The organism is Klebsiella sp., from assembly GCF_027492335.1.
GTDB classification, from domain to species: domain Bacteria; phylum Pseudomonadota; class Gammaproteobacteria; order Enterobacterales; family Enterobacteriaceae; genus Klebsiella; species Klebsiella huaxiensis.
On record NZ_JAPUEW010000049.1, the window covers coordinates 194,348 to 204,892 of the forward strand.

A 10,545-nucleotide genomic window follows, 5' to 3' on the forward strand; every position below is an offset into this window, starting at 1 on the left:
AGTACTCGGCTACGAACCGAGCGGTCGGAGGTTCGAATCCTCCCGGATGCACCATATTCTCCGAGATAGCAGCGATACTGTTGTTTCATGGTCTGCGAGATAGTCGCCAGCACCAGGGAGGATAACGTTGCTTCAGCAACGGCCCGAAGGGCGAACAGAGTGAGTCATCCTCCCGGATGCACCATCTCTTACTTGATATGGCTTAGTAGTCGTATCAACATCGGCAGTAAAGCAAGTTTCCCGATGCATCCGTAGCTCAGCTGGATAGAGTACTCGGCTACGAACCGAGCGGTCGGAGGTTCGAATCCTCCCGGATGCACCATATTCTCCTCAGTGACAGCGATATTGTTGTGGCATGGTCTGCGAAATTATCGCCAGCACCAGAGGGGATAACGTTGCTTTAGCAACGGCCCGAAGGGCGAGCCGCAAGGCGAGTAATCCTCCCGGATGCACCATATTCTCCGAGATAGTAGCAACACTCTCCTCAAGTCATCTCCAGCGCAATAATTCACAATCTTCCTCAGCACTTTTTTCATTGGCAAGTCGCTCTTTCCACTATAATTTATCCTTGTATACCAACCTGATGTTGGGTGATATAAGTGCAAGGAGAGAAATCCATGAAATGGTTCAAAGCGACATCTGCGTTTTGCGCGACGCTTCTGGTAGCCGCCACGCTTGCGGGCTGTGCCGGATCGTCCACCAAAGAAAGTACCGGTGGATACATTGACGATACCGTCGTGACGACTAAAGTAAAAACCGCGCTCTTCAATGATAAAGAGATTAAGTCTTCAGAAATTAGCGTCCAGACTTTTAAAGGTCGTGTACAACTGAGCGGCTTTGTCTCATCCGCTGATAGTGCTAAACGCGCGGTAGAAGTGACGCGCAAAGTGCAGGGTGTTCGCGTGGTTGAGAATGATTTAAGAGTCAAATAAACCCATCAAACTGCACCCGCATAGATAAAGGCGCCATCGGGCGCCTTTGTTGCATCTACCGCTAGCAGCGACAAAACCAGCCTTTTGCGATACAGTAACCTCTCCTGAACCGGCTGGTGAGAACACGATGTACGAACGTTACGCAGGACTGATTTTTGACATGGATGGCACGATCCTCGATACCGAGCCGACGCATCGTAAGGCATGGAACGAGGTTCTGGGACGCTATGGTATGCGTTTCGATATGCAGGCCATGGTTGCGCTTAACGGTTCTCCAACCTGGCGTATTGCTCAGGCCGTTATCGAATTAAATCACGCGGATTTAGACCCTCATCATCTGGCACAAGAAAAAACGGACGCCGTGAAAGCGATGCTTCTGGATAGCGTCCGTCCTTTGCCGTTGATTGAGGTGGTTAAGGAGTGGCACGGTCGTCGCCCGATGTCCGTCGGTACTGGTAGCGAGAGCGCCGTTGCTGAAGCGCTGCTGGCTCATCTGGGCCTTCGTCACTACTTCTCTGCGGTTGTTGCCGCCGATCATGTTGTAAACCATAAACCCGCACCCGACACCTTCTTACTGTGTGCGGATCTCATGGGCGTTGCGGCAGATAAATGCGTTGTCTTCGAAGATGCGGACTTCGGCCTACAGGCGGCGAAGCGCGCCGGAATGGATGCCGTGGACGTGCGATTGCTGTGAGCGACGCGCTGTCGCTGATATCGCTGTTTGCCAGTAGCTTTTTGAGCGCAACGTTGCTTCCAGGCAACTCGGAAGTGGTATTGGTTGCCATGCTTCTGGCGGGAGTTAGCAAACCGTGGTTACTGGTTTTAATAGCAATAATCGGTAATAGCCTTGGAGGGGTAACTAACGTTATTCTGGGGCGCCTGTTTCCGCTACGCAAAACATCGCGCTGGCAGGAGAAGGCGTCCGGCTGGTTAAGCCGTTATGGCGCGGTCACGCTATTATTAAGTTGGGCGCCTGTTATAGGTGATTTGCTGTGTTTACTGGCGGGATGGATGCGCATTTCCTGGGGACCAGTACTCTTTTTCTTATGCCTTGGCAAAGCATTACGCTATATCGTCATTGCGGCGATAACGCTTCAGGGCATGACGTGGTGGCACTAATTGGACTGATTGTTCAACCATTACAATTATGCTAATTCAAACGAATTCGACAGGCGGGAGGTCAAATTGATCCCGGACGTATCACAGGCGCTGGCCTGGCTGGAAAAAAATCCTCAGGCTTTACAGGGTATTCAACGCGGTCTTGAGCGCGAAACGCTGCGCGTCAACGCTGACGGCACGCTGGCCACTACCGGTCATCCGCAAGCCTTAGGTTCAGCGCTGACGCATAAATGGATTACCACCGATTTTGCCGAAGCCTTGCTGGAATTTATAACGCCGGTTGATGGCGATATCCAGCATATGCTCACCTTAATGCGCGATGTTCATCGCTATACCGCCCGCCATATTGGCGAAGAGCGGATGTGGCCGCTGAGTATGCCTTGCTACATCGCACCCGGTCAGGATATTGAACTGGCGCAGTACGGCACATCAAATATTGGTCGCCTGAAAACACTGTATCGCGAAGGGTTGAAGAACCGTTATGGTGCTCTCATGCAAACCATTTCCGGCGTGCACTATAACTTCTCTCTGCCAATGGCGTTCTGGCAGGCTAAATGTGGCGTTGAGGATGTTGAAAGCGGTAAAGAGGCCATTTCAGCGGGTTATTTCCGTTCCATTCGTAACTATTACCGTTTTGGTTGGGTGATTCCGTACCTGTTTGGCGCGTCCCCGGCAATTTGTTCTTCGTTCCTGCAAGGGAAACCGACGACATTGCCGTTTGAAGAAGCCAGCAACGGCATGTATTACCTGCCTTACGCTACCTCTCTGCGTCTGAGCGATCTGGGCTATACCAATAAGTCGCAAAGTAATCTCGGAATTACGTTTAACGATCTGTATGAGTACGTGGCAGGATTGAAGCGGGCGATTAAAACGCCTTCCGAAGAGTACGCACAGATTGGGCTGGAGAAAGACGGAAAGCGTCTGCAAATCAACAGCAATGTATTGCAGATCGAAAATGAGCTGTACGCGCCGATTCGCCCTAAACGCGTCACCCGCAGCGGTGAAACGCCTTCCGACGCGCTGCTGCGCGGTGGTATTGAATACATCGAAGTGCGTTCTCTGGATATTAACCCGTTCTCACCGATTGGCGTTGACGAGCAGCAGGTACGCTTCCTGGATCTGTTTATGGTCTGGTGTGTACTGGCCGATGCGCCAGAGATGAGCAGCGATGAACTGTTGTGCACGCGCACCAACTGGAACCGCGTTATTCTGGAAGGCCGCAAGCCGGGTCTGACGTTGGGTATTGGTTGCGAAACAGCTCAATTCCCGCTGGCTAAGGTGGGTAAAGATCTGTTCCGTGATTTACGCCGCGTGGCGCAAACGTTAGATAGCATCCATGGATGTCAGGCATATCAGCAGGTTTGTGATGAGCTGGTTGCCTGCTTTGATAACCCGGAATTGACCTTCTCGGCGCGCATTCTGCGTTCTATGCTTGAAGAAGGGATTGGTGGCACTGGCAGGGAGCTTGCCGATCAATATCGTACGATGCTGCGCGAAGAGCCGCTGGAAATTTTACGCGAAGAGGATTTTATTACCGAGCGTGAAGCATCAATACAGCGTCAGCAGAAGGTGGAAGCGGAAGATAACGAGCCGTTTGAAGCGCTGTTGGCAAGGCACCTGTAGTTTTACAGGCTGTAGAAAAGAAAACGGCCACAATCAATGTGGCCAAACTCTCATCTCTGATTCAGGGATGATGATGATAATAAATGCGCGTCTTTCATATATTCAGACTCGCCGTCTCAAAAAGAGTTCATTTTATTTTTAAAAAAATCACTATCGGAGGTGAAGAATGCCGTTGTTAGATAGTTTCACAGTCGACCATACCCGAATGGAAGCGCCTGCGGTGCGTGTCGCGAAGAAAATGAACACGCCTCACGGCGATGAAATTACCGTTTTTGATCTGCGATTCTGCATCCCAAATCAGGAAGTGATGCCGGAAAGAGGCATTCACACGCTTGAGCACCTGTTTGCCGGTTTCATGCGCGATCACCTGAACGGTAACGGTGTGGAAATCATCGATATCTCTCCGATGGGTTGCCGTACCGGGTTCTATATGAGCCTGATCGGTACGCCAGACGAGCAGCGCGTCGCGGATGCCTGGAAAGCGGCGATGGCCGACGTGCTGAAAGTGAAAGAACAGAACCAGATCCCGGAGCTGAACGTTTACCAGTGCGGAACCTACACCATGCACTCGCTGGAAGAAGCCCAGGATATCGCTCGTCATATCATTGAGCGCGACGTACGCGTTAACAGCAATGATGAGCTGGCGCTGCCGAAAGAAAAACTGCAAGAACTGCACATTTAGTGCTTCAGCCACGGCCCGGTCAATGCTGTCGGGCCGCTATTCCCCAACGCCGCGATGTCGACGACTTTAACCTTTAGCTTTCAACACCGTGCACTGGTGCCCTTTGCCCATGATTACGCCCATGGCGATAGCGAGCCATGGCACCAGCACGATTGCGCCCAACTGCTACATATCCTCAGCGGCGTGGTTCGGGTGGAAACTGCACAGGGTTATTGGGTTGTGCCGCCGGGACGAGGCGTCTGGCTGCCTGCGGGTACGCCACATACGTTAAGGGTTACGGGTTCAGTGGCGGCGAGAACCCTGTTTATCGACCCTCTCGCACGCGCCGATCTTCCTTCATCTTGTCAGATAGTGCAGGTGACTCCGCTGCTGCGTGAGCTGATTGTCGCGTCATTGACGCTGGCGGAATCGTACGCGTCGGGCAGTCGCGATGAACGAATTTATGAACTGATCCTTGATGAAATTCGCGGCATGGCGGTGCTACCGTTCGGCCTGCCGGAACCGCAAAGCGAAGCGCTGCGCCGTTTATGCCAACAGGTGAGAGAAGCACCCGGCGAGCCGTGGAGCAGCGCCCAGGCGGCGAAAGAGAGCAGCATGAGCGAGCGTACGCTGAATCGTCATTTTCAGCAGCAGACTACGTTAACCTGGAGCGAGTGGGTGCGCCGGGCGAAGCTGATGGAAGCGCTGGTCCGCCTGGCGCATGGCCACTCCGTTTTGCGGGTGGCCCTGGATCTTGGTTACGGCAGCCATAGCGCTTTTAGCGCCATGTTCCGCCGGATTATCGGCGTGGCTCCCAGCGACTATTTCCGCTCACCGGAGTGATGGTTTTCGCTAATGGCATTACACAGAGCCTGAAGTGAAGCGCGCGCTACATCGTTATCAATCCCTACTCCCCAGCGACTGTCTCCATTCGGGAAAATGCAGCGAATATAGGCCACTGAGCGGCTATCGCTACGTTCCCCAAGGGTGTGTTCATGATAATCTTTGATAACGAAGTTTTGCTTTAATAAGCCACTCAGCCCGCTGGCGGCCGCAGACAGTAGCCCGTTGCCGCGGCTTTGCAGTCGTCGCGCTTCCCCGGCGATTCGCAGGGTTGCCTGCAGTGAAAGCTGCCCGTCCTGCTGGCTATCGCTTTTGTAATCCAGCAGCGCAAGCGTCGGCTGGGCCACCAGGCCGTATCGAGCACGGAAGAGCTGCCACAGCGCGTTCTGGGTCATCTCTTTACCATGAGTATCGGTTGCTTGCTGTACGTGCAAGCTAAAATCCTGTTGCAATGCACGCGGCAGTTTGAGGCCGTGATTCTGTTCAATCAACCATGCGCTACCGCTTTTGCCGGACTGGCTGTTAACGCGAATCACTGCCTCATAGCTACAACCGATATCCTGCGGGTCGATAGGCAGGTAGGGCATTTCCCAGAGATCGCCGGGCTGGCGGGCATCGAATCCCTTTTTGATGGCATCCTGATGAGAGCCAGAAAAGGCGGTGTAGGCCAGGCTCCCCGCCCAGGGATGACGCGGATGCACCGGGATCTGGTTGCAGCTTTCGACAATTTCGACCACCCGGTTCATTTCTGAGAATTTGAGCTGTGGGTCAACGCCCTGGCTGTAGAGATTCATCGCCAGCGTCACCAGGCAGACGTTGCCAGTGCGCTCGCCGTTGCCGAACAGACAGCCTTCGACGCGGTCGGCTCCGGCCATCACCGCCAGCTCTGCGCTGGCAACGCCAGTTCCGCGGTCATTATGCGGATGGACGCTGATGCATACATCGGCGCGGCGTGAGAAGTGGCGACAGAAATACTCAATTTGATCAGCATAAACGTTGGGCGTATTCACTTCCACCGTCGCGGGCAGGTTGATAATCATTGGCCGTTCGGCGCAAGGCTGCCAGATCTCCGCCACCGCCTCGCAAATTTCCAGCGCAAATTCAGGCTCGGTAAAGCAAAAGGTTTCCGGTGAGTATTCGTATTGCCAGCGGGTCTGCGGCTGCTGTTCACATTGCTGGCGGATAAGCCGGGTGGCGCGAGTCGCCAGCTCGACAACCTGCGTTTTGTTCATCCCGAAAACCAGTTCGCGAAACAGCGGCGCTGTAGCGTTATAGAGATGAACAGTGGCGCTGTGTACACCGCGAAGCGATTCGAAGGTCTTCAGGATTAAATCTTCCCGCGCCTGGGTCAGCACCTGAATTGTCACATCCTGTGGGATGTGCTGCTCTTCAATCAATTGACGCACGAAGTTGAAATCGGTTTGTGAAGCCGAAGGGAAAGCCACTTCAATCTCTTTAAATCCGCATTCCAGCAGTAAACCCCAGAACTGGAGCTTGCGCGCGCTATCCATCGGCTCGGCCAGCGCCTGATTGCCATCGCGTAGGTCGGTGGAAAGCCAGCGGGGGGCTCGGGTGATTTGTTGATCTGGCCAGCGGCGGTCGGGCAGGGCGATTGGCGGGTAGGGGCGATATTTTTCGCCGGGATGAGTCAGCATGATTTTCTCCTCTTGTTGGATATTTATCGTGCATGACATGGCAAGAAGGCAGCTTTAGCAAACTAGACAGAAACTAGTGCAAATTGGACAACCTGCATTTTCCGGCAATAAAAAAGGGATCCGCAGATCCCTTTTATCAAACCTTAGTGGGCACCGCCTCCGCCTCCCCCGGCGCTGAACGGCGGTCTGGCAAACCACACCAGCCCGAGCAGAAGGATAAATATCGCTGCCGAGAACCAGAAAATTTCGTTGGCGGAGATAATTAGCCCCTGATTGGTTATCTGCTGCGCTATCCAGCCGGATGCCTGCTGCTGGGTCATTCCTAACCCCTGCAACTGATCGTACATCTGCTGGGCGTTGGGATTATACGGCGTCACCGACTCGGTAAGCTGCGCATGGTGCAGCGCCTCACGGTTGGTCCACATAGTGGTGGTAATTGAGGTACCGATAGACCCCGCCAGCGTACGCGTGAAGTTCGACAGGCTCGATGCCGCCGCTAGCCGTTCCGGCGGCAGGCCGGAAAGCGTGATGGTGGTCAGCGGCATAAAGAAGCAGGCCACCGCGAAGCCCTGAATAAACTGCGGCCACGCCGAGGCGCCGAAGTCCATACCCGGTTCGAATGTCCACGCGCGCCAGTAGAAGCAGACCGCATACATAATAAAGCTGAAGGTGACCAGCCGGCGCATATCAAGCTTATGCGCGAAGCGGCCGATAATCGGCGACAGGATCACCGGGATCACCCCAACCGGCGCTGAGGCCAGGCCGGCCCAGGTCGCGGTATAGCCGTAGACCTCCTGTAATAGCTGCGGCAACAGCACGATAGCGCCAAAGTAAAGCATATAGGCGAGGCTGATACACAGGCAGCCGATAGTGAAGTTTCGCGACTTAAACAGCGACAAGTCGACTATCGGGTTGTCGTCTGTCAACTCCCAGACAATCAGGAAGCTTATCGCCACCACCGCGACGATCGTCAGGATGATTATCTCGTTAGAGGCGAACCAGTCGAGCTCTTTACCCCGGTCGAGCATCACCTGCAGACTGCCGATACCGATAATCAGCAGCGCCAGACCCACGCCGTCAATTCGCCGCTGCTCGGTGCGGGTTTCTCGGTTACGCAGGGTTTGCAGCGTCATCACTACCACGGCGATACCAATCGGGACGTTGATAAAGAAGATCCAGCCCCAGTGATAGTTATCGCTAATATAGCCGCCAAGAATCGGGCCGCAAATCGGCGCGACGATCACCGTCATTGACCACAGCGCCAGCGCAATAGAGCGTTTAGCGGGTGGATAGTTGCTGAGCAGCAGACTTTGCGACAGCGGGATCAGCGGACCGGCGACGATCCCCTGAATCACGCGGAAGAAAATCAGCATCGTCAGGCTGTTTGACATGCCGCAGGCCCAGGAGGCGATAGCGAACGCCACCGTCGACCAGAGGAACAGCTTCACTTCGCCAACGCGCTTTGCCAGCCAGCCGGTTATCGGAATGGAGATAGCGTTCGCTACCCCAAACGAGGTGATAACCCAGGTTCCCTGGCTCAATGATGAACCAAGGTTACCGGCGATGGTGGGGATGGCCACGTTGGCGATAGTGGAGTCCAGCACCTGCATGAAGGTCGCGAGCGACAGCGCAATGGTCATAATGACCAGCTGCGCGCCTTCCAGCGGTTTTTGCTGTTGCATTACGCTCACCCCGAATTATCCGGCGTTAGCCTGGATGATGTCGTTTATCAGCTTGTTGACCGGCTCAAGGCCGATTTCGCGGGCGTTGCTTTCATAGACCGGAGAGCTACGGACCTGGCTTGCCAGCATTTCGCCGCCGCGGTCAGTGGTATTCACCTCAACCAACGTTGAAAGGCCGATGCGCAGCGGGTGCTCCGCCAGCTGTTTTTCATCCAGCTCAATACGGACCGGCAGACGCTGAACCACTTTGATCCAGTTACCGGTGGCGTTCTGCGCAGGTAGCAGCGAGAAGGCGCTACCGGTGCCCATATCGAGGCCGACGACTTTACCGGTGTATTTCACATCATCGCCGTAAATATCGCTGATGACGGTCGCCGGTTGACCGATGCGCATATGCGCCAGTTGAGTCTCTTTAAAGTTGGCGTCAATCCACAGATTGGTGGCCGGAACCACGGCCATCAGCGGAGTGGTCGTGCTGATTTGCGCGCCTGGCTGTACGGAACGGCGAGAAACGTAGCCGCTAATCGGGCTGACGATTTTCGTCCGCTGCAGGGCCAGCCAGGCGTTACGGACTTCGGTCGCCGCTTGCAGCACCGCAGGCTGTTGTTCCAGCTTCGTTCCCAGAACGATCGCCTGGTTCGCGTTGTATTGCTGAATAGCCACGTCCAGTTCAGCCTGCGCGCTGGCAACCGTGTCGCGAGCGTGCTGCAGCTCTTCACGGCCAATCAGGTTGGCGGCCCCTAGCGGAATTCGGCGGTTGAGGTCGGTTTGCGCCTGGGAAAGGGCGGTTTTTTTGACGTCGATACTGGCCTGCAGTTGTTTGCTGTTGATCATCTGCTGGCGAGTTTGGCGTACGCTGGAGGCGAGCTGGGTTTGTGCTTTTTCAAACGCCTGCTGAGCATCGGTCTGGTCGAGGGTGACCAGCGGATCGCCTTTTTGCACATAGTCGGTGTTGTCGGCCCAGACTTTCGTCACGCTACCGGACACCTGAGCCATAATTTGTACCTGGTTCCCTGCCACGTATGCGTCGTCCGTCTCTTCGAAGTGACGCAGTACCAAAAACCAATAAATCCCGTATGCCACGGCAACAATAATAAAGAGCAAGGTCAGCAGCAGAAGGGCGCCTTTACGCTTACCTTTCTTGCTGCCCGGTTGCTGCGGGGTTTGGCTCTCCGCATTTGCGCTCATGTTATTCTCCACGATCTTATTATTTCACATCGGCTGAGCCGACCTGTTTATCAGAAAGGCCAGCAGAAGATCTGCTGGCCTGTCCGTTTTCCTTGTCAATCCAGAAAAATTGTTGAGCGGTTGATTCCACGCTTAGCGCAGAGACTCCGCAAGCACGCCATCCTCTTCCATTTGGTCAAGGCGACCAAGCAGCTTACGGGTGATGTGCTCGAGCTGATCTTTTTCACTGGTGCTTAAAGAAGACCAGAGCTGATGCAGGCAGTTGTGCTGCGGTGGTAACACTTCGCGCAGAAACTGATGACCTTTGTCGGTAAGTTGTAAATGCAGGCAGCGACGATCGTTATCGCTTTCGCGGCGCTCAATCCAGCCGCGCTTTTCCAGTTCATCGGCAATGCGCGTAGCGTTGGTACGTGAAGAGCCCAGCGCACAGCTCAATTCAGAAGGCTGAATGCTGTGGTTTTCCTGAGACTCAAGCGTGATCAGCGCCATAAATAATGTCTCGTTAATCCCTTGCGCTTTCAGCATCTTGTTACGGTTTTCCAGCAGTTTCCCCTGCATATGCATGCAAAGACGAGTGAGCAGAATTTCCTGAAAAGGGAAGTCTTCGTGACGGCTGGCGCGGAACTTGAGCATTTGCTCAATGGGAGTAAACGAACTATCCATTTTGGTTATGACCTCATTAATTACAGCCGATATAATAACTATTGTGACAAATAAATCAAATGAATTATTGATTGATATTGATACTTTAAGCTTATAGCCATGTGCCGATTTTCCACACTACGCCATAGGTTAATGCGCTTAAAAGCGTAGGAATAATAATGCTGCGCGTTTTCCAGAAG

10 protein-coding genes, 1 tRNA gene and 1 pseudogene are annotated in these 10,545 nt (G+C 54.0%); 7 read left to right on the forward strand and 5 right to left on the reverse strand.

Features of this window, described 5'->3' with window-relative positions; all coding sequences use genetic code 11:
• Window positions 1-245: 245 nt before the first annotated feature.
• The 7 genes from QVF11_RS15865 (at window position 246) to QVF11_RS15895 (ending at window position 5,178) form a co-directional block, all read left to right on the forward strand.
• A tRNA-Arg gene (locus tag QVF11_RS15865) sits at window positions 246-322 on the forward strand.
• Window positions 323-617: 295 nt separating this feature from the next.
• The gene (locus QVF11_RS15870; protein ID WP_112216425.1) at window positions 618-932 is read left to right on the forward strand and encodes a BON domain-containing protein; all 315 of its coding nucleotides are present in this window, start codon (window positions 618-620) and stop codon (window positions 930-932) included.
• 127 nt (window positions 933-1,059) lie between these two features.
• Window positions 1,060-1,626 (forward strand): fructose-1-phosphate/6-phosphogluconate phosphatase, encoded by a 567-nt coding sequence (gene yqaB / locus QVF11_RS15875; protein ID WP_112216426.1) that lies wholly within the window; start codon window positions 1,060-1,062, stop codon window positions 1,624-1,626.
• Window positions 1,623-2,051 carry a YqaA family protein gene (locus QVF11_RS15880; protein WP_110277027.1) on the forward strand — a complete coding sequence of 143 codons (429 nt, stop codon included), beginning with the start codon at window positions 1,623-1,625 and terminating at the stop codon, window positions 2,049-2,051. Before yqaB ends, QVF11_RS15880 begins: the two co-directional genes overlap by 4 nt.
• A gap of 66 nt (window positions 2,052-2,117) precedes the next feature.
• On the forward strand, window positions 2,118-3,674 hold the full coding sequence (gene gshA, locus QVF11_RS15885) for a glutamate--cysteine ligase (RefSeq protein ID WP_142512512.1): 1,557 nt from the start codon (window positions 2,118-2,120) through the stop codon (window positions 3,672-3,674).
• Between the two features lie 166 nt (window positions 3,675-3,840).
• Complete coding sequence (luxS, locus tag QVF11_RS15890) at window positions 3,841-4,356, forward strand: S-ribosylhomocysteine lyase (protein ID WP_110277029.1); 516 nt, start codon at window positions 3,841-3,843, stop codon at window positions 4,354-4,356.
• A gap of 54 nt (window positions 4,357-4,410) precedes the next feature.
• Window positions 4,411-5,178 carry an AraC family transcriptional regulator gene (locus QVF11_RS15895; RefSeq protein WP_287858167.1) on the forward strand — a complete coding sequence of 256 codons (768 nt, stop codon included), beginning with the start codon at window positions 4,411-4,413 and terminating at the stop codon, window positions 5,176-5,178.
• Here the strand turns inward: QVF11_RS15895 and leuA are convergent.
• The 5 genes and pseudogenes from leuA to QVF11_RS15920 all read right to left on the reverse strand — a co-directional run.
• Window positions 5,157-6,833 (reverse strand): 2-isopropylmalate synthase, encoded by a 1,677-nt coding sequence (gene leuA, locus QVF11_RS15900; protein ID WP_287858168.1) that lies wholly within the window; start codon window positions 6,831-6,833, stop codon window positions 5,157-5,159. The two genes, QVF11_RS15895 and leuA, sit on opposite strands and share 22 nt — an antisense overlap.
• 143 nt (window positions 6,834-6,976) lie before the next feature.
• Window positions 6,977-8,515 (reverse strand): multidrug efflux MFS transporter permease subunit EmrB, encoded by a 1,539-nt coding sequence (gene emrB, locus QVF11_RS15905; protein WP_004123984.1) that lies wholly within the window; start codon window positions 8,513-8,515, stop codon window positions 6,977-6,979.
• Between the two features lie 15 nt (window positions 8,516-8,530).
• Entirely contained in the window at window positions 8,531-9,703 is a 1,173-nt protein-coding gene (emrA, locus tag QVF11_RS15910; protein ID WP_139539467.1) for a multidrug efflux MFS transporter periplasmic adaptor subunit EmrA, read from the reverse strand.
• 132 nt (window positions 9,704-9,835) lie between these two features.
• The gene (gene mprA, locus QVF11_RS15915; RefSeq protein WP_041146855.1) at window positions 9,836-10,366 is read right to left on the reverse strand and encodes a transcriptional repressor MprA; all 531 of its coding nucleotides are present in this window, start codon (window positions 10,364-10,366) and stop codon (window positions 9,836-9,838) included.
• A 91-nt stretch (window positions 10,367-10,457) separates the two neighbouring features.
• A pseudogene (locus tag QVF11_RS15920) lies at window positions 10,458-10,545 on the reverse strand (L-valine transporter subunit YgaH); the annotation flags it as partial.

Bases quoted from the DNA above. Each gene is read 5' to 3' on its own strand.
- QVF11_RS15870 (WP_112216425.1), top strand. From the start codon at position 618: ATGAAATGGTTCAAAGCGACATCTGCGTTTTGCGCGACGCTTCTGGTA.
- yqaB (WP_112216426.1), top strand. From the start codon at position 1,060: ATGTACGAACGTTACGCAGGACTGATTTTTGACATGGATGGCACGATC.
- luxS (WP_110277029.1), top strand. From the start codon at position 3,841: ATGCCGTTGTTAGATAGTTTCACAGTCGACCATACCCGAATGGAAGCG.
- QVF11_RS15895 (WP_287858167.1), top strand. From the start codon at position 4,411: ATGTCGACGACTTTAACCTTTAGCTTTCAACACCGTGCACTGGTGCCC.
- leuA (WP_287858168.1), bottom strand. From the start codon at position 6,833: ATGCTGACTCATCCCGGCGAAAAATATCGCCCCTACCCGCCAATCGCC.
- emrB (WP_004123984.1), bottom strand. From the start codon at position 8,515: ATGCAACAGCAAAAACCGCTGGAAGGCGCGCAGCTGGTCATTATGACC.
- emrA (WP_139539467.1), bottom strand. From the start codon at position 9,703: ATGAGCGCAAATGCGGAGAGCCAAACCCCGCAGCAACCGGGCAGCAAG.
- mprA (WP_041146855.1), bottom strand. From the start codon at position 10,366: ATGGATAGTTCGTTTACTCCCATTGAGCAAATGCTCAAGTTCCGCGCC.